We start from the raw sequence: 26,024 nt of genomic DNA, 5'->3' as shown, positions 1-26,024 counted from the left end.
AAGAATCCCGGTGAACGAAACCTTTCGTCGTCGCGGAGAAATGACCGAATTCGGCAGAACGAGGATTACATGGCCAAGTACACTGGCAGGGTCGCGCGCCCTGCGGCAACGGATGCGGCAATTGTGGCTGACAGGGCCGCTTCGGAATTCGGCAAGCTGCCAGAATGGGATCTGACGGATCTTTATCCCGCAATCGAGTCGCCTGAGCTGAAGCGCGATCTGGACCGCGCAGCGGCAGAGGCTGCCGGTTTTGAGAGGGCCTGGAAGGGCAAGCTCGCCGACGAGGTGGCCAAGGGCGCGGAGAGCCGGCTGGGCGAGGCCGTGGAGGCCTATGAGGGGCTTGAGGAACTCATGGGGCGCATCGTGTCCTATGCGGGGCTTCTCTATGCCGGCGACACCTCTGACCCGAAGCGCGCCAAGCTTTATGGCGACGTGCAGGAGAAGCTGACCGATGCGAGCGCGCATCTGATCTTCTTCACGCTGGAGCTCAACAAGATTGACGATGCGGCCATTGAGGCAGCGCTTGAGGCGGATGCCCGGCTGGCTCATTACCGGCCCTGGGTGCTCGATATTCGCCGCGACAAGCCCTATGAGCTGGAAGACCGGATCGAGCAGCTTTTCCATGAAAAGTCGGTCACCGGGCGCGGTGCGTGGAACCGCCTCTTTGACGAGACGCTGACGGGGCTTCGCTTCACGGTCGATGGCGAGGAGCTGGCGCTGGAGCAGACGCTCAACCTGTTGCAGGACGCCGATGGCGAGAAACGCCGCAGGGCCGCCGAAGCGCTGGCGGAGACGTTTGGCAAAAACCTGCGCACCTTCACGCTGATCACCAACACGCTCGCCAAGGACAAGGAAATCTCCGACCGCTGGCGCGGTTTCGAGGACATTGCCGACTCCCGCCACTTGGCGAACCGCGTTGAACGCCCGGTTGTCGACGCGCTGGCCGAAGCCGTGCGCACGGCCTATCCGAAACTGTCGCATCGCTATTACGCCATGAAGGCGAAATGGCTGGGCATGGAGGTTCTGAACCACTGGGACCGCAATGCGCCGCTGCCGGAAACGCCGCAGGCGGTGATCGGCTGGGAGGAAGCGCAGAAGACCGTGCTCGACGCCTATGCGGCGTTCGATCCGCGCATGGCGGAGATCGCCGGGCGCTTCTTCGACCGCAACTGGATCGACGCGCCGGTGCGTCCGGGCAAGTCGCCGGGAGCGTTTGCCCATCCGACCGTACCTTCCGCGCACCCCTATCTGCTCCTGAACTATCTGGGCAAGCCGCGCGATGTGATGACGCTGGCGCATGAGATGGGCCATGGCATCCATCAGGTGCTGGCGGCAAAGCAGGGCGCGCTGATGGCGCCGACGCCGCTGACGCTGGCCGAGACGGCCTCCGTGTTCGGCGAGATGCTGACCTTCCGTTCGCTGCTTGACCGGACCACCGAAAAGCGCGAGCGCAAGGCGATGCTGGCGCAGAAGGTGGAGGACATGCTGAACACGGTTGTCCGCCAGATCGCCTTCTACGAGTTCGAGCGCAAGGTGCACTCCAGGCGGCGCAGCGATGGCGAGCTGACCTCCGAGCAGATCGGCGAGCTGTGGCTTGAGGCACAGAACGAGTGCCTTGGCTCTTCGGTGAAGCTGCGCGAGGGATACGAGACCTTCTGGGCCTATGTCCCGCACTTCATCCATTCGCCTTTCTACGTCTATGCCTATGCGTTCGGCGATTGCCTGGTGAACTCGCTCTTTGCGGTCTACCAGCAGGCGCCGGAGGGCTTTCAGGAGAAGTATTTCGCCATGCTCGAGGCAGGCGGCACGAAGCATCATTCCGAGCTTCTCGCGCCGTTCGGGCTTGATGCGAGCGATCCGGACTTCTGGAGCAAGGGACTGTCGGTCATCGAGGGGCTGATCGACGAGCTCGAGACGCTCGACGGCTGATCCGGGCGCGTTCGACCCGATGTTGACGGACCTTCGGGGGCAGGCTCTTTTTCGAGACGACATGGCCGGGCGGGAGCTTTTCTTCTCCCGCCCGCGCGATGTTCTGATCGCGTGGGACGCCCGGTCATTTGACGACATGCTCGCCCGCGCCGAGAAAGCGCGGCGCGATGGGTTCTGGCTTGCCGGATACATGGCCTACGAGGCCGGTTATCTGCTGGAGCCGAAGCTGAAACCGCTCCTGCCGGAAGGGCGGCGGGGGCCGCTTTTGTGTTTCGGCGTGTTTGATGCGCCGGAAGAACGCGCGGTGCGGCCGGTGCTTGATGTGCGCGATGCGGCGCTTGGGGATGCACAGCCGCTCTGGACCTTCGGGGATTACGCTCCGCGTTTTGAGCGACTGCATGCGCATCTGCGCGCGGGCGACTGCTATCAGGCGAACCTGACCTTTCCGGTCCATGCGCGCTGGGAGGGGGAACCGGCGGCGCTGTTCGATGCGCTCGGCGCGCGCCAGCCCGTGCGTTATGCGGCGCTTTTGGATCTTGGCTGGCCGGTCATCGTTTCGCGCTCACCGGAACTGTTTTTTCAGGTGTCGCGCGATGGCTGGATCGAGACCATGCCGATGAAGGGAACCGCGCCGCGTGGCGAGACGCCGGAAGAGGATGCGGCGCTGAAGGATTTTCTGCGCAACGATCCGAAGAACCAGGCCGAAAACCGGATGATCGTCGACCTGCTGCGCAACGACATTTCTCGCATCAGCGAGGTGGGCACGCTGGACGTGCCGGAGCTGTTCCATGTGGAGACCTATCAGACGGTGCACCAGATGGTGAGCCGGGTTCGGGCGCGGCTGACGCCGGGGACGGGACTGCGCGAAATCTTTTCCGCACTTTTTCCCTGCGGCTCGGTGACGGGCGCACCCAAGATACGCGCCATGGAAATCCTGCATGCGCTGGAGGCGGGGCCGCGCGGGGCCTATTGCGGCTCGGTCGGCTGGGTCGCGCCCGATGGCACGATGCGGTTCAACGTGGCGATCCGCACGGTTTCGCTCTTTGAAGACGGGTCTGCGACCTACAATGTGGGCGGCGGGGTCGTGTTCGATTCCACTGCCCGGGGTGAATATGAGGAAGCGCTCGTGAAGGCGCGCTTCGCGAAAATCGAGAATTAGAGCGGTTCCGCTTTTCCTGGAATTGTTATTGGAGATCAGGGCATGTTCATTGTTTCGCTGCGCTATGTGGTTCCGGTCGAAGAGGTCGAGCCGCATATGGCCGGTCATATGGCGTGGCTGGACCACTGCTATGCCGACGGCATTTTCATTGCCTCCGGGCGCAAGGTGCCGCGCACCGGCGGGGTGATCCTGGCGCGGGGCCAGCGTGCGGCGCTGGAAGCGTGTCTTGCGGAAGATCCCTTCGCGGTGCACGGGGTTGCCGAATTCGAGATCATCGAATGCGCCATCTCGCGCACGGTCGACAGGCTGGATGCTCTTAAGGAATAACAAAGCCTGTCTGAACCAGAACCGTTTTTGCTCTTTATTATGACAGGCTTATATGTTTTGGAAATTCAGACATTCTGTTTCGGAGAGGCGCGCAATGGCTGCTAACGACTGGCCCATCCATGGTGAAATCACCGGACCGATCGTGATGATCGGGTTCGGTTCTATCGGGCGCGGCACGCTGCCGCTGATCGAGCGCCATTTCAAATTCGACAAGACGCGCATGGTGGTGATCGACCCGGTCGATACCGACCGCAAGCTGCTGGACGACCGCGGCATCCGCTACGTGCAGGCGCATGTCACCAAAGACAATTACAAGGAGCTGCTCAAGCCGCTTCTGACCGAGGGCGAAGGGCAGGGTTTTTGCGTCAATCTCTCGGTGGACACGTCCTCGCTCGACCTTATGAAGCTCTGCCGCAAGCTCGGCGTGCTCTATGTCGATACGGTGGTCGAGCCGTGGCTTGGCTTCTATTTCGACGACAAGGCCGACAACGCCTCGCGCACCAATTATGCGCTGCGTGAGACGGTGCGGCGGGAAAAGGCCAAGAACCCGGGCGGAACCACGGCGGTTTCCACCTGCGGGGCCAATCCGGGCATGGTTTCGTGGTTCGTCAAGCAGGGGCTGGTGAACCTTGCCGGCGATCTTGGGCTAAAATTCGAGGAGCCCGCGTTCGATGACCGCGAGGGCTGGGCGAAGCTCATGAAGAAATGCGGTGTGAAGGGCATCCACATCGCCGAGCGCGACACCCAGCGCGCGAAGAACCCGAAGCCCATGAAGGTGTTCTGGAACACCTGGTCGGTGGAAGGTTTCGTGGCCGAGGGGCTGCAGCCGGCGGAACTGGGTTGGGGCACGCATGAGAAGTGGACGCCGAAAAACGCGCGCAAGCAGAAGAAGGGCAACAAGGCGGCCATCTTTCTGGAGCAGCCGGGCGCGAACACGCGGGTGCGCAGCTGGTGCCCGACGCCCGGCCCGCAATACGGTTTTCTCGTCACGCACAATGAATCGATCTCCATCGCGGATTTCTTCACCGTGCGCGACAAGAAGGGCAAGCTGGTCTACCGCCCGACCTGCAATTACGCCTATCACCCCTGCAACGACGCCGTGCTTTCGTTACACGAGATGTTCGGTGCGGAAGGCAAGGCGCAGCCCGAGCAGCATGTGCTGGATGAGAACGAGCTGGTCGACGGGATGGATGAGCTGGGCGTGCTGCTCTACGGCCATGACAGGAATGCCTATTGGTTCGGCTCGCAGCTGACGCTGGAAGAGGCCCGCAAGCTCGCGCCCTACCAGAACGCGACGGGACTGCAGGTAACCTCCGCCGTGCTCGCAGGCATGGTGTGGGCGCTGGAGAACCCGGAAGCTGGCATAGTCGAGGCGGACGAGGTGGATTACCGCCGCTGCCTCGAAGTGCAGCTGCCTTATCTCGGGCCGGTGAAGGGCTATTACACCGACTGGACGCCGCTTGAGGGGAGGCCGGGCCTCTTCCCTGAAGATCTGGACGAATCCGACCCGTGGCAGTTCCGCAACATTCTCGTGCGCTGAGCGTCAGGCGGCGCGCTGCGCTTGCAATGCCGGCAAAATCGGGCAATTGAAACGGGTATAGTTCGGTCCCCGCCGGGGGCCGGGCCTGATGAAAAGACGGTGCGCGACCGGCAGGGACCGGTTGGCGACAGGAGGCCAAGGCTATGAGAACACGTAATATTCTGACGCTTGGAGCGGTGGCGGCTGCACTGGCGGTGGCTGGTTGTCAGACCGATATGGGCAGCGGCGGTGGCCCGCGCATGGCGCGGCAGACCGGCGTCGAAGGGCAGTGGATGGGCACGGACGGTGTGGCCGTTTCGACCCTGCAGGGCGGACGCTTCAGCTCCCGCTCGATCCAGACCGGTGAAGTGCTGACCGAGGGGTCTTACTCGCACCGTGGCGGGCAGACCATCGAGCTTTCCTTCTATTCGCTGAAGAGCCAGCAGCAGACGGCAGCTACATGCCTTCTGGCCTCTAGCGACCGGATGAACTGCACGCTGGCCAACGGAACGAACTTCGTTCTCAACCGCGCCTCCGGCGTTTCCTGAACCTTGAAGGGGCGGGGACGAGCCGCGACACATGCTGTTTGCCGTCCTCGCCCTTCTTCTGCTTGCCGTGATCGTGTTGCCGCAATTCTGGGTGCGGCACACGCTGGCAAAACACGGGGATGACCGACCGGACATTCCCGGAACCGGCGGGGAGCTTGCCCGCCATCTGCTCGACCGCTTCTCGCTGCCGGATGTGCCCGTCGAAACCAGTGACCGGGGCGACCATTACGACCCGCAGGCGCGGGCGGTCCGTCTTTCCGAAAATGTATATTCCGGGCGTTCGCTGACGGCGGTGGCCGTTGCCGCTCATGAGGTTTCGCACGCGGTTCAGCACGCAAATGGCGAACGCTCCTTCAGGGCGTGGCAGGGGCTGGCGCGCTTTGCCATGGTGACGGACAAGGCGGCGGGCATCTTCTTCATCGCTGCGCCTTTTCTCGCCATTCTGGCCCGCACGCCCATGGCGCTGGTGGCGCTTCTCGCGGTGGGGGTGGGGCTCCTTTCGGTGCGCGTTCTGGTAACGCTCGCCACGCTGCCGGTAGAGCTGGACGCCAGTTTCGGCAAGGCGCTGCCGGTTCTGGAGAAGGGCGCCTATGTCTCGGAGACGGATATGCCGGCCGTGCGCTCGGTGCTGAAGGCGGCGGCGCTGACCTATCTGGCGGCGGCACTCATTACCTTGGTCGATCTTGCCCGCTGGGTGCGATTGTTGCGATAACATGGCCTGAACCCATGGGGGAGGAGCCATGTCACCGCATTTCGATGCGCTGGAAATCCGCGATCCGGCGGAGCGCGAGCATGATTTGTTTTTACGCCTGCCGCGCTTTCTGAGCGACGCCATTGGCAAAGCTGAAGGCCTTGCGGACTGGCTCTCCGGCCATGATCTCTCAAAAATCGTGGATCGGCAGGCTCTTGCCAGCCTGCCTGTGCTGCGCAAGCCGGAGCTTCTGGAACGACAGAAGCAGAACCCGCCGTTTGGCGGGTTTGTCGACCCGGATGCGCTGGAGGGCGCGCGGGTGTTCATGTCGCCGGGGCCGATCTGGGAAATTCAGGGAGCCGGGGCCGATCCCTGGCAGGCGGCCCGCGCCTTCTTTGCCGCCGGTGTGCGGCCGGGTGCGCGCGTGCACAACGCCTTTGCCTATCACATGACGCCGGGCGGCTTCGTGCTCGACACGGGCGCGCGGGCGCTGGGCTGTGCGGTGTTTCCCGCAGGCACCGGCAACACCGACATGCAGGTGGAGGCGGCAGAGGCGTTTCGGCCCGACGTCTATGCGGGAACGCCCGACTTTCTGCAGATCATGCTGGAGCGCGCGGACAGGGATGGCAGGGACCTCTCATCCATCCGCATCGGCCTTGTTTCCGGTGGCGCGCTGTTTCCCTCCATGCGGGAAGCCTATCGCGCGCGCGGCATCTCGGTGCTGCAATGCTATGCGACGGCGGAGTTCGGTGTGATCGCCTATGAAACCTCCGGTCAGGACGGTGGGCCGCTGCCGGGCATGGTCGTGAACGAGAATCTGATCGTGGAGATCGTGCGGCCGGGCACTGACGATCCGGTGGCCGAAGGCGAGGTCGGGGAGGTGGTGGTCACATCGCTCAATCCGGCCTATCCGCTTGTGCGGCTCGGCACCGGCGACCTCTCGGCAATCATGCCGGGGGAAAGCCCCTGCGGGCGCACAAACATGCGCATCAGGGGCTGGATGGGGCGCGCCGACCAGCGCACCAAGGTCAAGGGCATGTTCATCGACCCGAAGCAGATCGCGGAGCTGATCCGCCGGCATGGCGCGGTGGAGCGGGCGCGGCTGGTGGTGACCCGTGATGGCGCGAGCGATGCGATGGCCCTGCATGTGGAGGCGCATGCGGGTGCCGAACCGGACGCCGCCGCCATTGAGGCGACGCTGCGCGAGGTGACCAAGGTTGGCGGACAGGTGCATCTGGCGGAGCCCGGAAGCCTGCCGCGCGACGGCAAGGTGATCGCCGACGAACGCGACTACTCAGACTAAAGCATAAGGGCGAAACCCATTGAGGGCTCCTCCTCTCGCTTGATTTCGGGGCACCCGTATCACAGGATACAGTTATAGCGGTGCTCGGATGGCGTGTGCCTTTCGTGCAATGCCCAAGAACAGGGTAACGCCCAAGAACAGGGTAACGCCCAAGAACAAGGTAGCGCCCAAGAATAAGGTAGCGCCCACGAACAAGAATGAAGCGGCTCACAAAGGCCGCATTGGATGACCCGTCGCGTATGACGCGCATGACGGGGCGTGCACAGTGGAGGAGACACTCATGCGATTTCTGATTGGCGCCGTGTCGGCGCTTGCCCTGACCGCTTTAGCCACGCAGGCCCAGGCCCAGTGCGACGATGGCGAAATGGTCATCAAGTTCAGCCACGTGGTTGCCGACAAGGGCCACCCCAAGGGCGATGCAGCGACGCTTCTTGCCGAGCGCGTGAATGAGGAGATGAACGGAACCGCCTGTATGGAAGTGTTCCCGAACTCGACGCTTTACGACGATGACAAGGTGATGGAAGCCCTGCTTCTGGGCGATGTGCAGCTCGCGGCCCCCTCGCTTGCGAAATTTGAGGCCTACACGCTGAAATACCGCCTGTTTGACCTTCCGTTCCTGTTCCCCACGCTGGATGCGGTGAACACCTTCATCGGCTCCGAGGAAGGGCACGGGCTTTTGAAGGTTATGGAAGACGAGGGCTATGAGGGTCTTGGCTTCTGGTCTTCGGGCCTCAAGCAGTTTTCGGCTGGCAAGCCGCTGATCGAGCCGCAGGACGCGGCGGGGCTGAAGTTCCGTGTGCAGACCTCTGACGTGGCCGTCGCCATGATCGAGGCCATGGGCGCATCGGCGCAGAAGCTCGCCTTCAAGGAAGTCTATGGCGCGTTGCAGACGGGCGTTGTGGACGGCCAGGAAAACAGCTGGTGCAACATCTACACCCAAAAATTCTTCGAGGTGCAGGACGGCATCTCCCAGACCAACCACCAGCTCCTTGCCTATCTTCTCGTGACCTCGACCGAATGGCTTGAGAGTCTCGATCCGGCGGTGCGCGATCAGTTCGTGGCCATCGTGGAAGAGGTGACCACGACGGCGAACAACAATGTTGCCGAGCAGGAAGCGACCTGCCGCCAGAACATTCTGGATGCAGGCGGCACGATCCGCGAGCTCACGCCCGAGCAGCGCGCCGTATGGGTTGAGACCATGAAGCCGGTATGGACGCAGTTCGAAGGCGACATCGGCGCGGAGCTGATCGAGTCTGCTGCTTCCAGTGGCTCCTGATCCCATAACCAATCCCGGCGCGGCGTTTCCCCTCGCCGCGCCTTGCAGGGCCGTCCGCTTTCAGCGGGCGGTCTTGTGGCAGGTGTTTTCGGGAGGAAAACATGGCGCTCTTGTGGCCGGCGCTCGGACTCGTTGCCCTCGTGATTGTGCTGTTCGTTCTGGAACGGCGTTATCCCGATGCGGTGGGGCGGTTTGAGGAAAACATTCTCGCCATTCTTCTGGCAGCCATCACATTCGTTTCGTTCACGCAGGTGATCGCGCGTTACGGCTTCAACAGCGGCTGGGGCGGTGCGCTGGAATTCACGCGCATCCTGTTTGCCTGGATGATCCTTTTCGGCATGAGCTATGGCGTGAAGAGCGGCATCCATCTGGGGGTCGACGCCTTTATCCGCATGATGCCATCGCGGCTTTTCAAGGTGGCGGCGATTTTCGGGGCAGTGTGTGTGTTCCTCTATGCCTTCATCCTGCTCTATGCGGGCTGGATGACGCTGGTCGGCGCGGATGTCTCCACCAACTGGCGGCAGACCGGGGCCATCGGCTACTGGAAATTCATGTTCGACCGGGGCACCGGCCTCGATGATCTGCGCTATCCCCTGTGGATGCAGGAGGCCTTTGGGCTGCAGGACCGTGTGCAGCGCTGGGTGGCCTATCTGATGCTGCCGGTCGGGCTTGCGCTGCTGGCTTTTCGCGCGCTGCAGGGCGTGGTGAGCATTGCCCGTGGCGAGCGCGACCTGATCATTGCCGGCCATGAGGCCGAGGATCTGGTCGCCGAAAACAAAGACGCGTTGAAGGAGTAGCGGCGATGGAACCAGCCATTCTGTTCATCCTCGTCCTGTTCCTTCTGTTCATGGGCGTTCCCGTGGCGGTGGCGCTCGGCCTTTCGTCACTGATCATCATCGCGTTCTTTTCCAGCGATTCCATATCGTCGGTGGCGCTGCAGCTGTTCACCGCGTCGCAGAACTACACGCTGCTTGCCATTCCGTTCTTCATTCTGGCGTCGGCCTTCATGTCGACGGGCGGTGTGGCGCGGCGCATCATCCGCTTCGCCATCGCCTCGGTCGGGCATTTCCGTGGCGGTCTGGCCATGGCGTCGGTTCTGGCCTGCATGATGTTTGCGGCCCTTTCCGGCTCGTCGCCGGCAACGGTGGTGGCCATTGGCACCATCGCCATCGCGGGCATGCGGCAGGTCGGATACACCAAGGAGTTTGCGGCCGGCATCATCGCCAATGCGGGCACGCTCGGCATTCTCATTCCGCCGTCCATCGTGATGGTCGTCTATTCGGCGGCGACGGATGTTTCGGTTGGCCGCATGTTCCTGGCCGGTGTGGTGCCGGGGCTGGTGGCGGGCCTGATGCTGATGATCGCCATCTATGTGATGGCGCGGGTGCGCAACCTGCCGGCGGAGGACTGGAAGGGCTTTGGCGAGATCATCGCGGGCGGCAAGGAAGCCGGCTGGGGCCTGTTCCTGATCATCATCATTCTGGGCGGCATTTATGGCGGCGTCTTCACGCCGACCGAGGCGGCGGCCGTTGCCGCTGTCTATTCCTTCCTTGTGGCGGTCTTCGTCTACCGTGACATGGGGCCGATGAAGGGCGAGCAATGGGTGCGCGAGGAGGATGGCGTCAATGCGCGCATCGGGTTCTCCGCGACCGTCTATGCGCTGGCCTTCTTCTTCGTCTGGATGATCCTGACCTTCTTCCTGACGGCGGAATGGGAGGGCGTCACGCTTCAGGGGCGTACGCTGACGGGCGTCGTGCTGTCGCTGGTGGCGATGGTCGCCTATGCGCTGTGGCGCGGCAAACAGGCCGGTTCTCGCGGCCTTGCGGGGCTTCTGGTGGCCAGTCTGCCGATCTGGCGGCGCAATCTGGGGCTGATGGGGCGCAATTTCCTGCGCGCCTTCTTCAACGAGGAAACGCGCAAGGTGACGGTGGACGCCGCGCGCACGACGGTGATGCTGATGTTCATCATCGTCAACGCGCTGCTGTTCGCCCATGTGCTGACCGCCGAGCGCATTCCGCAGGCGATCACCGCCCTCATGGTCGATGCGGGCTTCACCTGGTTCACCTTCCTGATTGCCGTGAACCTGCTACTGCTCCTGGGTGGCCAGTTCATGGAGCCGTCGGGTCTTCTTCTGATCGTTGCGCCGGTGGTGTTTCCCATCGCCATGGAGCTTGGGGTCGATCCTGTGCATCTCGGCATCATCATGGTGGTGAACATGGAGATCGGCATGATCACGCCGCCGATCGGGCTTAATCTGTTCGTGACGAGCGGCATCACCGGCATGAGTCTGATCCAGGTGGTGCGGGCGGCAGCGCCCTTCGTGCTGGTGCTGTTCGTCTTCCTGATCCTCGTGACCTATGTACCGTTTATGTCAACATGGTTGCCCTATAGCCTTATGGGGCCTGAGATCGTGACGCGATAATCGGGATTTGAGGGATTGCGTTAAGTAAACGTTAACGATTTCGCGCTTAGGATTCTGGATGTCGGATCGGCTTTCCTCCTCCCAAGCACGGTTCGAAGCGGGGCGGCCGACCAGTGGCCGCTCCGCCCGTTTTCCACCCTGATATTTCCCTTCCAAGGTGCTCTTGGTGTTTCTGGCGCAGCCTGCGTCTGGAGCTGGGTCTGTTCTGTGCAGGGCGGGCGTGCTTTTCAGGAGAAAAGGCGCTTTTGGAGGAAACCGACATGCAGACCGATCTTTCCGGCTGGACAGCAAGGCCGCGTCCCGGGCGCGCCGCTCTGGAGGGACGCACCGTGCGGCTGGAGGCGCTCGATCCGGCGCGCCATGGCGACGGACTCTACGCGGTTTCGACCGTCCCCGACGCCGGTGAGCGGTTTCGCTGGCTGGGCGATTATCCGCCGCTGAGCCGTGAGGTGTTTCAGGAATGGCTGGAACAGGCGGCTGCCAGCGCCGATCCGTTTTTCCATGTGGTGATCGATCAGGAGACGGGCGCGGTTGGCGGGCGGCAGGCGCTGATGCGCATCGATCCGGCCAATGGCGTGATCGAGGTGGGCAACATCTATTGGGGCCCGGGGATTTCACGAACGGTGCGGGCGACCGAAGCGCTCTATCTGGTGGCGCGCCATGTGTTTGAGGATCTGGGCTACCGGCGCTTCGAGTGGAAGTGCAACAACGCCAACGAACCCTCGCGGCGGGCGGCTGAGCGCTTTGGCTTCACCCATGAGGGGCTGTTTCGGCAGCATATGGTGGTCAAGGGTGAGAACCGTGACACGGCGTGGTTCTCCATGCTCGACAGCGAGTGGCCGGCCCTAAAAAGTGCATTTGACGGATGGCTTGATCCGGCCAATTTCGATAAGGAAGGCCGACAGAAGAAGCGGCTGGAAGCGTTCCGGGACTGATCCGGGGCGGATGGATTGCAGGCGCTTTTGTTGTGGCAACGTGCAGGCGGGCGGGAATGCCCGGGGCTGCATCAATGATTGCGATGGTCCTTTGTGCGTCGGAATGGACGCGGGACGATCTGGAAGACGGACGGGATCACTTGTCGGAAAATCGCAAGGCGGCGATCGCGGCCGCGCTCATCCTCATCGGTTTTGGCGTCGTGGCGTATCTGATGCCACGCATCATGCTGGCCATTGGCGAGTATTCGCCCTGGGCGGCGGGCACTTTCGCGGCGCTGTTCGTACTCGCGTTTTTCGGAGTGTTCTGGCTTCGCGCGCGCGCCCAGAAGAAGAAGCGGGACTGACCCCGCTCCCTTTTCGTCAGACAGGAAATCTCAGGCGGTGAGGCTCGCTGCCAGAAGCGTGAGCCCCAGGAGCATGACCATGGCTGCGCCGCCGATCTCGATCACATTGTGAACGCGATTGCTTGCGCGGTCGCTGCCCGACAGCGCGATTGCCCAGTTCTTGGCCGTGACCGCGAGTGTCGCGAGGATCGAAACGGTGATGGCCGTGCCGATGGACATGGCGATGACCGAGAGCATGCCGCCGAGCCACAGGCTGTTCAGGAATGCGAAGGTGAGCACGATGAGCGCGCCCGAGCAGGGACGAATGCCGACTGCGGCAATGGCCGTGCTTGCGGTTTTCCAGTCGAACCGCTCGCCTGAAAGCAGGGCGGGATCGGGTGCGTGCGAATGGCCGCAGGAGGGGCAGACTTCGCCCGGACCATGAGCGTGGCCGTGATCATGTTTATGGTCATGCGCGTGCGCATGGTCGTGGCTGTGCCCGTCATGCCCGTGGTCATGATCATGTGCGTGATCGTGATGATGTGCGTGGCCGCAGGTGGAATGATCGTGGTGCTCATGCGCATGCCCATCCTCATGCGCGTGGTTGCCGGCATGGGCGGCAGACAGGCTGTGCATGGCCTGCGGCGCGGGCTCTGGCGCCGGGCTTCTGCGCATCATGCCCGAGAGCTTGCGCCACAGGAGCCATGCGCCGAACACGGCGATGAGGCCGAAGCTGACGGTTTCCAGAAAGCGGGCGGCGTCCGTCATGGAGATGGAGGTGCCGCGCAGCGCGAGGAAGACGATGCTCATGAGGACAATGGCGGTGAGCCCCTGCAGGAGCGCGGAGGCGAAGGAGAGAACCACGCCGCGCCGAAGCGCCACTTCATTGGCCAGCATGTAGGACGAGATGACGGCTTTGCCGTGGCCGGGGCCGGCGGCGTGAAAGACGCCATAGGCAAATGACAGGCCGATCAGTATCCAGAGATTGCTGCCATCGTCCCGCATCGATTTCAGCGCGCCGGTGAGCGTGCGGTAGAACGCCTGCTGCTGGGTGTTGATCCATTGCAGCGTGCCGGCGAAGGGGCCTGTCGGCGTGATTGCCGGCTCTGCCGCGCCGATGCCGAGCGAGCTTTGCGCGAGGGCCGCGCCCGTGGCCAGAACGGTCAGCGCGGCGGCTGCGATGACAACACGGCGGGATGGAAGCATGGGTCAGCTGTCCTTGTTGCAGGCGATCTCAAGCCGGGTCGCAAAGATCTTGCTCATGTCGTTGCCCGTCGGATCTTCGAAGAAGGCCTCGGTCAGCGTCTGCTGGTTCTGGGCGAGCGCTTCATCGGGATCGGGACGGACGACGCTCTGCGTGCAACCGGCCGGCAGATTGTTGACGGTCATGTAGCTGTCTTCGATGAAGTCGATGGCTGTGTAGAAGGTGGGATCGTAGACGCCGAGCGAAATCTTGCCGTCGAGGGCGAGCGGCGCTCCGGGCTTCGATTCAAACAGGATGATGAGCTGGTTGTCGACGAAATCGGCAATAAGCCGGTCCGGCGCTTCCATCGCGACATCCTTGCCGTCCCTGGTGACGAGCTGGAAATAGTTGAAGTCGGCAAGCGAGGCGTGAACGACGCCTGCCACCTCGTCCAGCTCTTCCTGGCTGAGCGCGAGGTCCTGGTTCTTGTCGAACTCGACCAGCACGGTGCTGGAAAACAGATCATCGAAACGCCACACATGGTGCAGCGATGCAATGTTGCCCTGATCGTCGACATTCACGTCGAGGCGCGCTTCGGCAAAGACGTGCGGATGCGCGAATGCGGGAGTCGCGCAGGCGACGGCCAAAAGCGCGATGCCGGTTCTCAGCATGGTTTTTTTGCAAGTCGGCATTTGAAATGTCTGCTCCCGTCTCGTTTGTGCTGTGTTTTACACGAACCCGGCGGAAATTAGACCAATTGTTAGCGCGTGGGATAATTTTCCTTCAGCCAGCGCGCCAGATAATCGACGAAAGCGCGCACCTTTGCCGGAAGGTATCGGCGATGCGGGTAGATGGCGTAGATGCCCGCGCCATTGGCGGCATTGTCCTGAAGCAGGGGCACGAGACGGCCGGCCTCGACCTCGGGATCGGCGATGAAGTCCGGCAGGACGGCGAAACCCAGCCCGGAGATCGCGGCAGCGCGCGCGGTCATCGGGCTGTTGACCTCGATGCGCCCGGTGACGGGGATGTTGACGATTTCGCCATCCTCGTCGCGGAAGGGCCAGTTCTGGCGATAGCGGCTGTTGGTGTCGACGATGCAGGGCAGGTGGGTCAGATCCTGCGGGCTCTTGGGCTCGCCATGGGTGGCGATCAGCTCCGGGGAAGCGCAGAGCACGACGCGGAAAGGGGCAAGGCGCTTTGCGATGAGCGAGGAATCGGAGAGCTTCGTGATCCGGATCGCAAGGTCGAAACCTTCTTCCACGAGATCGACGAACCGGTCATCCAGATTGATCTCCAGCGTGATGTCGGGATGCGCCTTGGCGAAATCGATCAGCGACTGGCCGACAGGCGCGTCGGCGAAGGTGCGCGGGGCGGAAAGGCGGACGCGGCCGCGCACGTCACCGGAGGAATCGCGCACGGATTCGGCGAGGTCTTCCACATCGCGCAGCAGCTCCACGGCGCGCGCGTAATAGGTGTGGCCGGCTTCCGTCAGCGACAATTGCCTCGTGGTGCGGTTCAGAAGCAGCGCGCCCAGTTCGTCTTCGAGCTCACGCACATATTTCGAGAGCAGGGCCTTCGACTTGCCGACCTTGCGGGCGGCTGCGGAGAAGCCTTCCGCTTCGACCACGTCGACAAAGGCGCGCATGCGGCTGAGGGTGTCCAAGGGCGTATCCTTCAGGTTCCGGAGAGAATGTCTGCGGCCATGCGAATGAGCTGCCGGTCGCTGCCGGCTGGCCCGAGAAGCGAGATGCCGAAGGGGGCATCATGCACGTGACCGAGGGGGAGGGTGATCTGGGGCCAGCCAAGCAGGCCGGCAATGGAGGTGAGGCTGAGCGCGAGGCCGCGGAAACGGTCCAGCTCCTCCTCGGTCGCACCTTTGAGCGGGGCGACCGTTGGCTGGGTGGGCATGACCAGCACCATGTCGTCTTCGAAGAGCGCTGCGAAATCCTGCTGGAAGCGGTGGCGTTCGGCGCGGGCCCCGGCAACGGTTTCGGCGCTGATCCGGCTGCCGAATTCAAACCGGTCCTTCACGCCGGGGCCAAGCTGCGGTTTTTCCCTGCGGATGAAATCCCCATGGGACTGCCAGGCCTCGTAAGCCTGAATGGTGCGGAAGCAGGAGAAGAGCGCATCGACCGTTCCGGGAAGGGCGAGAAACGCCGCTTCGCGCTCGAAATGACGACCTGTTGCGTGGAGCATGCTTGTGTAGGCGGCGCGCTCCTGCTCGCCGAACAGAAGCGCTTCGAGTTCCGCGATCCGAACCGGCTTGGTGAGGCGTGTCCGGTGCGTGTCCTCACCGAGGAGGACATCGCCCACACGGGCATAGAGCGAGGCGTCGCGCGCAAACCAGCCGAACGTATCGAAGGAGGGGGCAAGCGGCATCGAACCCTCAAGCGAAATGCGCCCATGGGTGGTGCGCAGGCCGATCAGGCCGCAATAGGAAGCAGGTGCGCGGATGGAGCCATTGGTGTCTGAACCGGCGGCGATGTCGGCAAGCCCGCCGGCCACGGCCGCAGCCGAGCCGGAAGAGGAGCCGCCGGTAAAGCGCTGCGGGGCGGCGCGATTGACCGGAGCCGGGAAGTGGGCGTTGAGCCCGATCATGGAGAAGGTGAGCTCGTCGGTCTGGGTTTTGCCGATGAACTGCGCGCCGGCGTCGAGCAGGCGCTGGATGGCGGGCGCGGTGCCCGTCGCTTCGGGAAAGGCTTTGGCGCGATCCGGATTGCCGCCGCCGGTCGGGTAGCCTTCCACGTCGAAGATGTCCTTGACGCCGAGTGTCAGCCCGTTGAGCGGGCCTTCGCCGGAGGCTGGAAGGGGGATGTTCGGGTAGTCGAGGAAAGCATTCAGCGTGTCGCGGGTCGTTGTCATTGTTTTTCCTCGCTGGGTCCTGCGGCAACAGGTTGGCATTCAGGATCTTTTTTTCAAGCACACAAAAATTTTCGTTGATTGTGACAGGCGTTGCCCCTATATCCGCGCTGCCCAAAGTCGCACGTGCCTGTGGGTGTCCGCCGGACCTCGAAAATGGCGAGGAAACCGGTACGGTACCTGGACCTAACCGCTCCAGTCGATCTTACGGCCAACCGATAGATCGAGGACATCTTGAAGCAACGACGGTGCGGGCCTTTCTGGTGTCTGCCGGCTGTCCAAAAGCCGGGGTTACTGAAGAGGCACACCTTCATTGCCGGCAGTGCGGTTGGGGTCTCCCATCCAAAGCTGAGGCAGACAAAGCGCATATTCGCCGCAAGGCGGGAATGCATAGATACGCGTTACGCATGACCTGGTTCCGGTGCTCTCCACCTGCCGGCCCCAGTGTGTGCACGCCGCGTCCTTTGTCCACCGCGGATGCCTGACGGCATTTGCAGTTTCGAAGCTTCGGTAATGCGGCCAGCAGGGCCGCAATTGGAGAGACTGATGGCCACTCAGCGCATTCTTGACTTCCTCGCCACCCGCCGTCCCGATGGTCCCTGCCTGGTCGTCGACCTCGACGTCGTGCATGACAATTACTGCGCCTTTGAAAAGGCGCTGCCCGATTCCAGGATCTATTACGCCGTGAAGGCCAATCCGGCCCCGGAGATCCTGCGCCTGCTCGCCCAGCTGGGCTCGAGCTTCGACACCGCTTCGGTGGCCGAAATCGAGATGGCGCTGAACGCTGGCGCGACGCCCGACCGCATCTCCTACGGCAACACGATCAAGAAGGAGCGCGACATTGCGCGCGCCTATGAGCTTGGCATTCGCCTGTTCGCGGTGGACTGCGAGGAAGAGGTGGACAAGATTGCGCGCGTCGCACCGGGTTCGCGCGTGTTCTGCCGCGTGCTGACGGACGGCGCTGGCGCTGAATGGCCGCTGTCGCGCAAGTTCGGCTGCGTGCCGGCCATGGCCGTGGACGTTCTGCGCCATGCCCGCACGCTTGGCCTCGACCCCTATGGCGTTTCCTTCCATGTCGGCTCGCAGCAGACCGATCTCGATGCATGGGACCGCGCGCTGGAAGACGCCCGTGGCGTATTCGGCGCGCTGGCTGACGAAGGCATCGTGCTGCGCATGGTCAATATGGGTGGTGGCTTCCCGACCCGTTACCTGCGCGACGTTCCGGCCGCACAGGCCTATGGCCAGGCGATCTTCTCGGCGCTGCGCAAGCATTTTGGCAACCGCATTCCCGAGACCATCATCGAGCCGGGCCGCGGCATGGTCGGTAATGCCGGCGTCATCAAGTCGGAAGTCGTGCTGATCTCCAAGAAGGCCGACAACGACAATGTGCGCTGGGTCTATCTGGATATCGGCAAGTTCGGCGGTCTGGCCGAGACGATGGACGAGGCCATCCGCTACCCGCTGGTGACGCCGCATGACGGCGGTGAGACCGCACCCTGCGTTCTGGCCGGCCCGACCTGCGATTCCGCAGACGTGATGTATGAGAAGACGCCCTATCCGCTGCCGCTGTCGCTGACCATTGGCGATGAAGTGCTGATCGAAGGCACGGGCGCCTACACCACGACCTATGCTTCGGTGGCCTTCAACGGGTTCGAGCCGCTCCGATCCTACGTCATCTGACGCATCGGACATCCGGCCCGCGCAGGAACGCGCGGGCTTCTCAATCCACACTGCCTCCAGATCGCCCTGCGCCCATTCGGATACGCAGGGACGATCTGTGCGATCGACAGAACATCGAGGACAGGGCCATGACACAGGCTGTTGTCGGTGGGGCGCTTGCGCCTGCCTTTTCCATTCTTTGCGAAACAGCGCATGACGAGATCGAGCGCGAGGCGCTGCTCGACCGCGTCATGGGACCGAAACGCAGGCTGAAATCGTCCGAGGCGCTGCGCCGTGACCGGGTGCCGGCCGAGGGGCTGGCGTTTGTTGCGCGCGATGCGGATGGTTTCATGATCGGGTCGGTGCGTCTGTGGGACGTGCGTCTCGGCGAGGGCGGTCCTGCCGCACTGCTGCTCGGGCCGCTTGCTGTCGAAACGGCGCTTGCCGGGCGCGGGGTGGGCGCGGCCCTGATGCGCCATGCGCTGGCCGAGGCCAGGCGGCTGGAGCACGCAGCCGTTCTGCTGGTGGGAGACGCCGCCTATTATGAGCGCTTCGGGTTTTCGGCCAGTTTGACGGGTGCGCTTGCCATGCCCGGACCCTATGAGGCGGAACGCTTTCAGGCGCTCGAGTTCAGGCCCGGCGTGCTTGCCGGTGCTTCCGGGACGCTTGAGGCGAGTGGCCGCCTGATCGCCGCGCGCGCCGGGGCGCATGGGCGGGTTGCCCAGGGATAAGACCTGCGTGTCATTCCGAAATGAAAAAGGGCGGAGCGCTTTCCTGACAAAAGCGATCCGCCCTGATGGGTTATGGTTCCTGCAATGGTGCAGGAGACCTGCTGTTCAGCTGTCGTTTAGAGCACCTGGCTGAGCTGCATGGCGACGGACATGTCTCCGGCCACCTTGAGTTTTCCCTGCATGAAAGCGGCTGTCGGGTCGAGATCGCCCGCGATCATGGCCTCGAGGTCTTCCTTGGCGAGGCTGATGACACAATCGGCATCACCGTTCTCGGTGGAGACGCTGTTTCCGTCGATGACGATGACACCGTCATCGCCGCAATCGAATTTCACCGAGCTGCCAAAGCCCGAATCTGCGACACGTGCTTTCACCTTCTCGGCAATTGCGTCCATCCCCATGCGTATTCTCCCTGTAACCCGGATGCGCTTTCTTGTTTCGATGGCTTCACCCGCTCTGAGAGCGTGCGGCCTGACATGGCGACACTAGTCATTTGTTGACGTTTACGTCAACGTTTTTCTGGCGTTCACCGGCGCGGTAGCGGGGTTCTTTTCTTGGGGGCCAGCAGGCGGTCGAGCAGTGCTATGAGGGCGTTGCGGTTGTCCTCTCCGCCCAGTTTGTCGATGATCCGCTTCTCATGCTGTGCCCAGAGCTTCGAGATTTCGGTGATGAAATCCGCGCCCTTCTCGGTGAGGTGCAGAGAGTGGGAGCGGCGGTCTATGTCGCCCTTCCGGCGTTCGGCAAGGCCACGGTTTTCCAGACAGTCCATCAATGCGACGAAATTGGCGCGCTTGATGCCGAGCTGTTCTGCAACTTCGGTCTGCTTCTGGCCGGGGTTTGCGGCGATCAGGGAAAGCACTGCAAACTCGGTTGGACGCAACTTCACCGAAGCGAACGACTTCTGAAAATCCTGGAAGACTGCAAGCTGCGCACGACGCAGCTTGTATCCGATGGCCGTTGCCAGGGGCGGTAAACACGTACCGTTGGTGTCGGTGTCAAAAGCTTCGATATATTCCTTATCCGTGGTCGGCGGCGAAATATCGACCGTGGTGTGCGTCATCGTCACTATAAATCTCCAAAATATACTCTTTCGGCCCGCGCGAAGGGCGGCAACGAAACAGCGCTCTGCACCCCGGACGAAAAATGACCGGGATAATCGCAGTAGCAAAAGACTGTTTGCATAGGTTCGCTGTATAAGGCAACGCCTTATATCTGCATTAAACAAATCGATTTTGGACAGGAATGAGGTGTTCGGAAACAAAAGTTCACGAATTAGGCTAATTTCGCAAAAAATGGCCGTCCTGCGATAGCTTTTATTCTTTATAATATTTCAAGTTTTAAAATTATAATCTCTATTCACGGCGTGCTGAGGCTTGAAGCTTTTGGGGGCGATCCATCGGCTTTGCCTGATTTCAAACAAGCAAAAGCCCTGAAAACCATGGCGATTTTCAGGGCCTGGGATCTTTGGCTCGCAGAAGGTGTTTCAGGAGCAGGACGACAGTGTCAGTCGTGTCCCTAGTGATCGGTTTTTGATGCCGGAGCGCTGCTCTCGGAATCCGGACCGAGCCGGCTCCGTGCTCCCTGATTGCGGATTTCCGCTTTCGACAGATAGTCGGCCTGCTCGATAAACACTTCATGGACGAGTTCGTGGCCGACCCGGGCATTGATGCTCTCGATCAGCCCGTCGCGAAAGGCGTTTACGTTAAAACCGTCTTCGCTTGCGTAATCGATGGTGGGGTTGGCGTAGAGATGGGAGTAGATCTCGTCCACCAGCATGGCGTCCATGGGAATGCTGAGCGCCTTGATCTTCTTGGAATCCACCGAATAGGACAGGCGCGCGAGGAAATAGCCATCCACCGCGCCGTTCTTCACGACCGGCACCGAGATCACGTCGGTGCTCACATAGTCGAGGCCGCCGAAGAAGGCGGGCGGCGGCTCGGCGCTGTTCTTGGCCTGTGAGAACTGGAACGAATAAAGCATCGTTCCCACCGTGACGGCGCAGATCCACAGGGCTGCAAGGGCGAACTTGATCATGCGGGTGAGGCCTGCCCGAATTCGCGTTCGGAATAGGTGCCGTCGGTCTGGGCGCGTTCGATGGCTTCCTGCAGGAGGTCGGCCACATCGTTGACGGCGCTCATATGGGCGCGAATGGTCTCTTCATTGACGGCGAGCTTGTCGCGCAGGCGCTCCAGCGCATCGCGGTGTGCGTTGGCGAGGCCTGCTTCATTTGCGCCTTTCAGGGCGCGGGTGAGTTCGTAGAGATGACGGCTCTTGCGCGCATTGGAGGCCTTGATGTCGAAGCCGGGATTGTTGCGGATCGCGTCCGTCTCGGCGTCGATGGTTTCCTCGATGCGGCGCATGATTGCCAAGGCGCTCGCGCCTCCATGCTGGTTCATGGCCAGGGCGGCTTTCTCGGAATTGGCTGCGGAGGTCATATCATACATGGGTTCGTTCCGTTTCTGAGCTTCAGCTCTCTTTTTCGTCACGTGCGGCAGCGGCTGGGTTTACCCCGAGTGTCCTGGCTGCATGCCGTTCGATTTCCTCGACCATGGCGGTGGACATGAGAGCCCGCCTGCCTGCCTCTTCCTGCTCGGGTGTCTGCGAGACTGCGCCCACTGGAACCCGTTCTTCGTTTTCGACCGTGTAGTCGCGCAGCACATTGCGCGCGATGCCCAGCCCGCCCTGCTCGGCGAGGGACTCGCTAAGCTGTTGCGCGAGCATGGAGCGCCACATTTCGCCGGCCAACCCCTCGCCGTAAACGGAGGAGGTCTCTTCCGGCAGGAGCGACTGCATGAAGTTCTGAAGCACCATGGCCTCGAACTTCTTCTCCACATCGGAAGGTGCGCTGGCGTCGGTTCTGGTTGCGCCGACGGGTCTTGCGTCGAACACTGCCTGGAAGCTGGCCGTCGCGCCCGACTTTGCCTGCAACCGCTCCTTCGCGGCGGCGGCTTTGGCCGGATCTGCGGCGCGCGCCACATTCAAAACAATGTCGCCGGGAGGCGATATCGCCAAGGCGTCCTCCATCGCTCGTGTCTGTAACCGGCATATTCCCAGATCAAGCTTGTGGGAGGCTTAAGCCTCGTTTGACCTGCGGCGCTCGATGAATTCGAGACGTTCCTTGTCGGCGGCGCTGCGCTCTTCGAGGTCGGTAGCTTCGCGATAGGCGCGCGCCAGCGCGTTGCCGCGCGCATCCGCCTGCATGATGTTGCCGACCTCTTGTCGGGCGCGTGCGGCGCTGGCCTGCCTGCGCTCCATCGCACTGGCCACCCGGCGGTGATAGAGTTCCGGGAAGAGGTTGGTCATGTCCGTGCCGGTGTCGAGCGTGTCGGTGATGGCCTTTGCCTCTTCCTCGGCGGCAATCGCTTGCGCCAGATGGGTCGCGTGCTGGGCCTGATGGTAGTCCTTCAGGCGCTGCATCACGAGAACCAGTTTCTGGAGGCGTTTTTGTCGTGGCGTCGCCATGGCTAGCGCCCCTCGAAAATCGGGAAGAAGCCCTCGGCAAACAGGCCGAGCAGCGAGGGAATGGCGAAATAAAGCAGGATCAGGCCGCCCGCGATCACGAAGGGCAGGGAGATGAAGTAGATCGGGATCTGCGGCGTGAGCTTGTTGATGAAGCCGATGCCCAGATTGACCAGAATGGCGTAGGCGAGAAACGGGCTGCCAAGCCGGATCATCACGTAGAAGGCGTCGGAGAGCGTGTCGGTGATGTCGGTCAGCGCCGATTGCGGATCGAACAGGCTTTCGATCGGCGCGAGCTGATAGGACACGACGAGCGCGCGGATGATCTCGTGGTGGAAGTCCAGAACGAAAAGCAGCATCAGCGCCGACAGCGAGATGAGCGCGGTGAGCGGCGGCTGCGGTTCGGCTTCTTCGATTGCGGTGCCGCCGGCAGCCATGCCGAAACCGGCGAACATGGCCATGGATGTGCCGATGAACTGTAGCGACAGGACATAAAGCCGGGCGATGAGCCCGATCAGCGCGCCGATGGCGAGTTCCGAAGCGATGAGCAGGAAAAGTGGTCCGGGCTCACTCGACACATGCGGCGTGATGAGGTCCCACAGATGCGCGAGCATGGCAAGTGTGGCGGCAACGGCCACGAACAGCCGCACCTGCATGGGAACGCGCACGCTGGAAAGGCCCGGCATGAACAGGAAACAGCCGCCGATGCGGCAGAACGCCAGAAAGGCTGCAAGGAGCGGCGTTTCAAGCATCGCGTCAGCCCGTGGCAGGAATGACCCGGCGGTGGATGCCGGGTCTGCATGAAGGAAGGGGCGGACGCCGCATCAGGAGATGGAGCCCAGAACGCTGAGCTCGACGCCCTTGGCCATTTCCACATGGCTGAGCACCGGCAGGGTGGGGAACAGGCGCTCGGTGATCATGCGCACATAGGGACGGGCTTCCGGCGCGGTGACGAGAACGAAGCGCTCGCCGGCGTCCAGATGCTTGCGGATTGCCTTGCTCGCATCCTGGCCGAACTCTTCGAGCTGGCGCGGGTCGATGTCGAATTCGCGGATCTCGCCCTTGGCGTCGCGCTTGAGCGCCTGGTGGAAGGCCAGATCCCAGCGGCCGCCGAGCCGCAGCACCTTGAGCGTGTTGCCTTCCGTCAGATCGCCGCAGATCTGCTGCGCCATGCGGATGCGCACATGCTCGACGATCTGCTCGGTGCGGCGGATATGGGGGGCGATTTCGGCAATGGCCTCGATGATGAGGTGCAGGTTGCGGATCGAGACGCGCTCGGCAAGGAGCAGTTTCAGCACTGCCTGCAGACCCGGATAGGTGATGTGCGAGGAGCAGATCTCGTCGGCAAGCTTCCGGTATTCCGGATCAAGCCGCTCGATCAGCGCCTTCATGTCCTTGTAGGACAGGAGCTGCGGCAGGTTGTTGCGGATCACTTCGCTCAGATGGGTGAGTAACACCGACATGTTGTCGGCGAACGCATAGCGCTCGCGCTTCAGATCGTCGGCGAACATCTCCGGCACGGAGAAGGCGCGCATGCCGAAGGCGGGTTCCTTGACCTCTTCGCCGGGCATGTCCGGCATCCGGTTGTTGCCGACCAGCACGAGCAACTCGCCCACACGCATCTGATATTCGGTCACCACGGTGCCGTGGATCTTGATGCGGTAGCTCTTTGGCGGGATCGTATAATCATCCGTCAGGCGCACCTCGGGAACCACGAAGCCGTATTGCGCAGCGAATTTCTTGCGCATCTTGCCCATGCGGTAGGCGAGCTCCTGATGCGAGGCGAGAAGCCGCGTGGAGAGCTGCTTGCCGATGAGAAGTTCGATCTCCGCGGTCTTGAGCGAGGATTTGACGGAGTTGCGCTCTTCTTCTTCCTGCGAGAGCTGCTCCTGACGCTGGGCCTCGTCGGCGCTTTCCTGACGCTGACGCGCGCGGCGCGGCAGCGTGTAGCCGATGGCGGCCATGATGACGGCAAGCGTGATGAAGGGAAGGAACGGCAGGCCGGGCACCAGACCGAGAACGGTGAGCAGCATGGCGGCGACGAACAGCGCGCGGGGATAGGCGCTGAGCTGGCCGAACACGGCCTGATCGGCAGAGCCGCGCGTACCGCCCTTGGAAACGAGCAGGCCGGCGGCGAGCGAAACGATCAGCGCCGGGATCTGCGAGACGAGACCGTCACCCACCGAAAGCTTGGTGAAGACATCGGCTGCCTCGCCGATGCTCATGTCGTGGCGCGCATAGCCGATGGCGATGCCGCCGACGATGTTGATGGCGGTAATGATGAGGCCGGCAATGGCGTCGCCGCGCACGAATTTGGATGCACCGTCCATGGCGCCGAAGAAGGAGCTTTCCTCTTCGAGTTCTGCGCGTCGGCGCTGGGCTTCCTTGTCGTCGATGGTGCCGGCGGAGAGGTCGGCGTCGATGGACATCTGCTTGCCGGGAATGGCGTCCAGCGTGAAGCGTGCGCCCACCTCTGCGATACGGGTCGAGCCCTTGGTGATGACGACGAAGTTCACCACGACAAGGATCATGAAGACGATGAGGCCGATCACGAAGTCGCCGCTCATCACCATGCGCGAGAAGCCGCCGATGACATAGCCGGCGGCGTTTGCGCCCTCGTGGCCTTCCGACAGGATAACGCGGGTTGTCGCGATGTTGAGCGACAGGCGCAGCATGGTTGCGATGAGCAGGATCGTGGGGAAGGACGAGAAGTCCAGCGGCCGCTGGATCCACAGCGCCACCATGAGGATGAGAACCGAAAGAGCGATGGAAAACGCCAGGCCGACGTCGATCAGGAATGGCGGGATGGGCAGGAAGAGCACCGCCAGAATGATGACGACGCCGATTGCGAAGCCGATGTCGCGGCCGTGCTTTCGGGTTTCTGCGCCTGTGATTGCTTCGCTTAACGCCATGCCGGTCTTCCCACTCGATGGAAGGCGTTCGCACGCCTCTGCGCCGAAGCTAGCGTCTCAAGCTTGCGCGAAAGAGGAGCGTGGGAGGATTGCCGGCTGTAATTAAGGCCGGGTCTAGAACCCGCCCTCGATGCGCTGGAAGATGACGTTGCTGAAGCCGGAGATCTGCGAGGCGACGAAAGGTGCGGAAAACGCCACCGCAACGAGGATCGCAACGATCTTGGGCACGAAGGTGAGGGTGATTTCCTGCACCTGTGTCAGGGCCTGCACAAGCGCAATGCCGACGCCGACCACCATGGCGACGATGACCGCGGGGCTGGATGCCACCAGAACGGTCCAGATCGCATACTGGACGATATCGAGGGCGTCGGCTTCGTTCATGGCCTAGCGTATCACAACGCCGGGGCCGACGGGGATCTTGTCGCCGCTTTCCAGCACGGCCATCACGCCATCGCTGTAGAGGCGCACTTCGGCAACCGTTCCGGTGATCTCGCCATCGGCGGACGTGACTTCGCGGCCGACCAGGCTGCCGGCCTGCGCCAGCGCCGAGGCCTGAAGGATCTGGTCGAGCTTGGCATTGGCCTGCACCGACTGCTCCACCTGCGAGAAGCTGGCGAGCTGGGCCACGTAGTCGGTGGATTCCATCGGGCTCGTGGGATCCTGGTTTTTCATCTCGGCCACGAGAAGGCGCAGAAACGACTGGTAGTCGACGGTTTGCGGCGCGTTGGCCTGCCGGGCGGCGCCGGCCTTCTGGGCCTGCTGTGCGCCCGAAGTCGCTTCGATGTTCATGAC

At 62.5% G+C, this 26,024-nt stretch carries 28 protein-coding genes; 14 read left to right on the top strand and 14 right to left on the bottom strand.

The features are described from left to right. Positions 1–69: 69 nt before the first annotated feature. The 12 genes from DEJ54_RS00945 to DEJ54_RS00890 all read left to right on the top strand — a co-directional run bounded on the left by DEJ54_RS00945 (position 70) and on the right by DEJ54_RS00890 (position 12,453). Positions 70–1,929 carry a M3 family oligoendopeptidase gene (locus DEJ54_RS00945; protein ID WP_113152914.1) on the top strand — a complete coding sequence of 620 codons (1,860 nt, stop codon included), beginning with the start codon at positions 70–72 and terminating at the stop codon, positions 1,927–1,929. Between the two features lie 19 nt (positions 1,930–1,948). Next, the gene (locus tag DEJ54_RS00940) at positions 1,949–3,088 is read left to right on the top strand and encodes an aminodeoxychorismate synthase component I (RefSeq protein ID WP_113152913.1); all 1,140 of its coding nucleotides are present in this window, start codon (positions 1,949–1,951) and stop codon (positions 3,086–3,088) included. A 42-nt stretch (positions 3,089–3,130) separates the two neighbouring features. Beyond that, positions 3,131–3,415, top strand: coding sequence for a YciI family protein (locus DEJ54_RS00935; protein ID WP_113152912.1), 285 nt, complete (start codon positions 3,131–3,133; stop codon positions 3,413–3,415). A 94-nt stretch (positions 3,416–3,509) separates the two neighbouring features. Further along, on the top strand, positions 3,510–4,955 hold the full coding sequence (locus DEJ54_RS00930; RefSeq protein ID WP_113152911.1) for a homospermidine synthase: 1,446 nt from the start codon (positions 3,510–3,512) through the stop codon (positions 4,953–4,955). Positions 4,956–5,098: 143 nt separating this feature from the next. Continuing rightward, a complete protein-coding gene (locus DEJ54_RS00925; protein WP_113152910.1) occupies positions 5,099–5,482 on the top strand; it encodes a hypothetical protein in 384 nt (127 codons plus the stop codon). A gap of 31 nt (positions 5,483–5,513) precedes the next feature. Beyond that, positions 5,514–6,194, top strand: coding sequence for a zinc metallopeptidase (locus DEJ54_RS00920; RefSeq protein WP_113152909.1), 681 nt, complete (start codon positions 5,514–5,516; stop codon positions 6,192–6,194). A gap of 28 nt (positions 6,195–6,222) precedes the next feature. After that, a complete protein-coding gene (locus tag DEJ54_RS00915) occupies positions 6,223–7,476 on the top strand; it encodes a phenylacetate--CoA ligase family protein (RefSeq protein WP_113152908.1) in 1,254 nt (417 codons plus the stop codon). 280 nt (positions 7,477–7,756) lie between these two features. Then, a complete protein-coding gene (locus tag DEJ54_RS00910) occupies positions 7,757–8,752 on the top strand; it encodes a DctP family TRAP transporter solute-binding subunit (protein ID WP_113152907.1) in 996 nt (331 codons plus the stop codon). Between the two features lie 101 nt (positions 8,753–8,853). Then, positions 8,854–9,549, top strand: coding sequence for a TRAP transporter small permease (locus tag DEJ54_RS00905; RefSeq protein WP_204360838.1), 696 nt, complete (start codon positions 8,854–8,856; stop codon positions 9,547–9,549). A 5-nt stretch (positions 9,550–9,554) separates the two neighbouring features. Continuing rightward, positions 9,555–11,174: a TRAP transporter large permease gene (locus DEJ54_RS00900; protein ID WP_113152906.1), complete on the top strand. Its 1,620-nt coding sequence runs from the start codon at positions 9,555–9,557 to the stop codon at positions 11,172–11,174. 260 nt (positions 11,175–11,434) lie between these two features. Further along, complete coding sequence (locus DEJ54_RS00895; RefSeq protein WP_113155997.1) at positions 11,435–12,109, top strand: GNAT family N-acetyltransferase; 675 nt, start codon at positions 11,435–11,437, stop codon at positions 12,107–12,109. 140 nt (positions 12,110–12,249) lie between these two features. Further along, positions 12,250–12,453 (top strand): hypothetical protein, encoded by a 204-nt coding sequence (locus DEJ54_RS00890; protein ID WP_113155996.1) that lies wholly within the window; start codon positions 12,250–12,252, stop codon positions 12,451–12,453. Positions 12,454–12,483: 30 nt separating this feature from the next. Here DEJ54_RS00890 and DEJ54_RS00885 read toward each other — a convergent pair whose 3' ends face one another. The 4 genes from DEJ54_RS00885 to DEJ54_RS00870 form a co-directional block, all read right to left on the bottom strand. After that, positions 12,484–13,638: a nickel/cobalt transporter gene (locus DEJ54_RS00885; protein ID WP_113152905.1), complete on the bottom strand. Its 1,155-nt coding sequence runs from the start codon at positions 13,636–13,638 to the stop codon at positions 12,484–12,486. Between the two features lie 3 nt (positions 13,639–13,641). Next, entirely contained in the window at positions 13,642–14,286 is a 645-nt protein-coding gene (locus DEJ54_RS00880; protein WP_162742198.1) for a DUF1007 family protein, read from the bottom strand. Between the two features lie 89 nt (positions 14,287–14,375). After that, the gene (locus DEJ54_RS00875) at positions 14,376–15,278 is read right to left on the bottom strand and encodes a LysR family transcriptional regulator (protein WP_113152903.1); all 903 of its coding nucleotides are present in this window, start codon (positions 15,276–15,278) and stop codon (positions 14,376–14,378) included. Positions 15,279–15,289: 11 nt separating this feature from the next. Continuing rightward, positions 15,290–16,477: an amidase gene (locus tag DEJ54_RS00870; RefSeq protein WP_113152902.1), complete on the bottom strand. Its 1,188-nt coding sequence runs from the start codon at positions 16,475–16,477 to the stop codon at positions 15,290–15,292. Positions 16,478–17,020: 543 nt separating this feature from the next. Here DEJ54_RS00870 and odc2 point away from each other — a divergent pair. Both odc2 and DEJ54_RS00860 read left to right on the top strand, forming a co-directional pair. Continuing rightward, positions 17,021–18,154 (top strand): ornithine/lysine decarboxylase, encoded by a 1,134-nt coding sequence (gene odc2 / locus DEJ54_RS00865; protein WP_113152901.1) that lies wholly within the window; start codon positions 17,021–17,023, stop codon positions 18,152–18,154. A gap of 128 nt (positions 18,155–18,282) precedes the next feature. After that, positions 18,283–18,864 (top strand): GNAT family N-acetyltransferase, encoded by a 582-nt coding sequence (locus DEJ54_RS00860; protein WP_113152900.1) that lies wholly within the window; start codon positions 18,283–18,285, stop codon positions 18,862–18,864. A 116-nt stretch (positions 18,865–18,980) separates the two neighbouring features. Here DEJ54_RS00860 and DEJ54_RS00855 read toward each other — a convergent pair whose 3' ends face one another. The 10 genes from DEJ54_RS00855 to flgD form a co-directional block, all read right to left on the bottom strand. Further along, the gene (locus DEJ54_RS00855) at positions 18,981–19,262 is read right to left on the bottom strand and encodes an SCP2 sterol-binding domain-containing protein (protein WP_113152899.1); all 282 of its coding nucleotides are present in this window, start codon (positions 19,260–19,262) and stop codon (positions 18,981–18,983) included. A gap of 125 nt (positions 19,263–19,387) precedes the next feature. Continuing rightward, on the bottom strand, positions 19,388–19,921 hold the full coding sequence (locus DEJ54_RS00850) for a MarR family winged helix-turn-helix transcriptional regulator (protein WP_113152898.1): 534 nt from the start codon (positions 19,919–19,921) through the stop codon (positions 19,388–19,390). A gap of 455 nt (positions 19,922–20,376) precedes the next feature. Further along, entirely contained in the window at positions 20,377–20,895 is a 519-nt protein-coding gene (locus DEJ54_RS00845; protein ID WP_113152897.1) for a hypothetical protein, read from the bottom strand. After that, positions 20,892–21,305 carry a hypothetical protein gene (locus DEJ54_RS00840; protein ID WP_204360837.1) on the bottom strand — a complete coding sequence of 138 codons (414 nt, stop codon included), beginning with the start codon at positions 21,303–21,305 and terminating at the stop codon, positions 20,892–20,894. Before DEJ54_RS00840 ends, DEJ54_RS00845 begins: the two co-directional genes overlap by 4 nt. A gap of 22 nt (positions 21,306–21,327) precedes the next feature. Further along, complete coding sequence (locus DEJ54_RS00835; RefSeq protein ID WP_222473995.1) at positions 21,328–21,873, bottom strand: rod-binding protein; 546 nt, start codon at positions 21,871–21,873, stop codon at positions 21,328–21,330. Positions 21,874–21,933: 60 nt separating this feature from the next. Then, positions 21,934–22,323, bottom strand: a complete 390-nt coding sequence (locus DEJ54_RS00830; protein ID WP_113152895.1) for a hypothetical protein — start codon at positions 22,321–22,323, stop codon at positions 21,934–21,936. A 2-nt stretch (positions 22,324–22,325) separates the two neighbouring features. Continuing rightward, entirely contained in the window at positions 22,326–23,072 is a 747-nt protein-coding gene (fliR, locus tag DEJ54_RS00825) for a flagellar biosynthetic protein FliR (protein WP_113152894.1), read from the bottom strand. A gap of 72 nt (positions 23,073–23,144) precedes the next feature. Next, positions 23,145–25,232, bottom strand: a complete 2,088-nt coding sequence (gene flhA, locus DEJ54_RS00820; protein ID WP_113152893.1) for a flagellar biosynthesis protein FlhA — start codon at positions 25,230–25,232, stop codon at positions 23,145–23,147. Between the two features lie 114 nt (positions 25,233–25,346). After that, positions 25,347–25,613, bottom strand: coding sequence for a flagellar biosynthesis protein FliQ (gene fliQ / locus DEJ54_RS00815; protein WP_007008607.1), 267 nt, complete (start codon positions 25,611–25,613; stop codon positions 25,347–25,349). 3 nt (positions 25,614–25,616) lie between these two features. After that, entirely contained in the window at positions 25,617–26,021 is a 405-nt protein-coding gene (gene flgD / locus DEJ54_RS00810; protein ID WP_113152892.1) for a flagellar hook assembly protein FlgD, read from the bottom strand. Positions 26,022–26,024 lie beyond the last annotated feature (3 nt).

This window comes from Nitratireductor sp. OM-1 (assembly GCF_003296175.1).
In the GTDB taxonomy this organism is placed as follows: domain Bacteria; phylum Pseudomonadota; class Alphaproteobacteria; order Rhizobiales; family Rhizobiaceae; genus Nitratireductor; species Nitratireductor aquimarinus.
This window is presented reverse-complemented; position numbering and strand designations above follow the sequence as displayed.

What these genes read in the sequence shown, in the direction of transcription:
- DEJ54_RS00885 (WP_113152905.1), bottom strand. Translation starts at nt 13,638, where the DNA reads ATGCTTCCATCCCGCCGTGTTGTCATCGCAGCCGCCGCGCTGACCGTT.
- DEJ54_RS00845 (WP_113152897.1), bottom strand. Translation starts at nt 20,895, where the DNA reads ATGATCAAGTTCGCCCTTGCAGCCCTGTGGATCTGCGCCGTCACGGTG.
- DEJ54_RS00880 (WP_162742198.1), bottom strand. Translation starts at nt 14,286, where the DNA reads ATGCTGAGAACCGGCATCGCGCTTTTGGCCGTCGCCTGCGCGACTCCC.
- DEJ54_RS00910 (WP_113152907.1), top strand. Translation starts at nt 7,757, where the DNA reads ATGCGATTTCTGATTGGCGCCGTGTCGGCGCTTGCCCTGACCGCTTTA.
- DEJ54_RS00940 (WP_113152913.1), top strand. Translation starts at nt 1,949, where the DNA reads ATGTTGACGGACCTTCGGGGGCAGGCTCTTTTTCGAGACGACATGGCC.
- fliR (WP_113152894.1), bottom strand. Translation starts at nt 23,072, where the DNA reads ATGCTTGAAACGCCGCTCCTTGCAGCCTTTCTGGCGTTCTGCCGCATC.
- DEJ54_RS00900 (WP_113152906.1), top strand. Translation starts at nt 9,555, where the DNA reads ATGGAACCAGCCATTCTGTTCATCCTCGTCCTGTTCCTTCTGTTCATG.
- DEJ54_RS00895 (WP_113155997.1), top strand. Translation starts at nt 11,435, where the DNA reads ATGCAGACCGATCTTTCCGGCTGGACAGCAAGGCCGCGTCCCGGGCGC.
- DEJ54_RS00925 (WP_113152910.1), top strand. Translation starts at nt 5,099, where the DNA reads ATGAGAACACGTAATATTCTGACGCTTGGAGCGGTGGCGGCTGCACTG.
- fliQ (WP_007008607.1), bottom strand. Translation starts at nt 25,613, where the DNA reads ATGAACGAAGCCGACGCCCTCGATATCGTCCAGTATGCGATCTGGACC.
- DEJ54_RS00915 (WP_113152908.1), top strand. Translation starts at nt 6,223, where the DNA reads ATGTCACCGCATTTCGATGCGCTGGAAATCCGCGATCCGGCGGAGCGC.
- DEJ54_RS00860 (WP_113152900.1), top strand. Translation starts at nt 18,283, where the DNA reads ATGACACAGGCTGTTGTCGGTGGGGCGCTTGCGCCTGCCTTTTCCATT.
- DEJ54_RS00920 (WP_113152909.1), top strand. Translation starts at nt 5,514, where the DNA reads ATGCTGTTTGCCGTCCTCGCCCTTCTTCTGCTTGCCGTGATCGTGTTG.
- flgD (WP_113152892.1), bottom strand. Translation starts at nt 26,021, where the DNA reads ATGAACATCGAAGCGACTTCGGGCGCACAGCAGGCCCAGAAGGCCGGC.
- DEJ54_RS00855 (WP_113152899.1), bottom strand. Translation starts at nt 19,262, where the DNA reads ATGGGGATGGACGCAATTGCCGAGAAGGTGAAAGCACGTGTCGCAGAT.
- DEJ54_RS00905 (WP_204360838.1), top strand. Translation starts at nt 8,854, where the DNA reads ATGGCGCTCTTGTGGCCGGCGCTCGGACTCGTTGCCCTCGTGATTGTG.
- DEJ54_RS00935 (WP_113152912.1), top strand. Translation starts at nt 3,131, where the DNA reads ATGTTCATTGTTTCGCTGCGCTATGTGGTTCCGGTCGAAGAGGTCGAG.
- DEJ54_RS00850 (WP_113152898.1), bottom strand. Translation starts at nt 19,921, where the DNA reads ATGACGCACACCACGGTCGATATTTCGCCGCCGACCACGGATAAGGAA.
- flhA (WP_113152893.1), bottom strand. Translation starts at nt 25,232, where the DNA reads ATGGCGTTAAGCGAAGCAATCACAGGCGCAGAAACCCGAAAGCACGGC.
- DEJ54_RS00870 (WP_113152902.1), bottom strand. Translation starts at nt 16,477, where the DNA reads ATGACAACGACCCGCGACACGCTGAATGCTTTCCTCGACTACCCGAAC.
- DEJ54_RS00930 (WP_113152911.1), top strand. Translation starts at nt 3,510, where the DNA reads ATGGCTGCTAACGACTGGCCCATCCATGGTGAAATCACCGGACCGATC.
- DEJ54_RS00945 (WP_113152914.1), top strand. Translation starts at nt 70, where the DNA reads ATGGCCAAGTACACTGGCAGGGTCGCGCGCCCTGCGGCAACGGATGCG.
- odc2 (WP_113152901.1), top strand. Translation starts at nt 17,021, where the DNA reads ATGGCCACTCAGCGCATTCTTGACTTCCTCGCCACCCGCCGTCCCGAT.
- DEJ54_RS00830 (WP_113152895.1), bottom strand. Translation starts at nt 22,323, where the DNA reads ATGGCGACGCCACGACAAAAACGCCTCCAGAAACTGGTTCTCGTGATG.
- DEJ54_RS00840 (WP_204360837.1), bottom strand. Translation starts at nt 21,305, where the DNA reads ATGTATGATATGACCTCCGCAGCCAATTCCGAGAAAGCCGCCCTGGCC.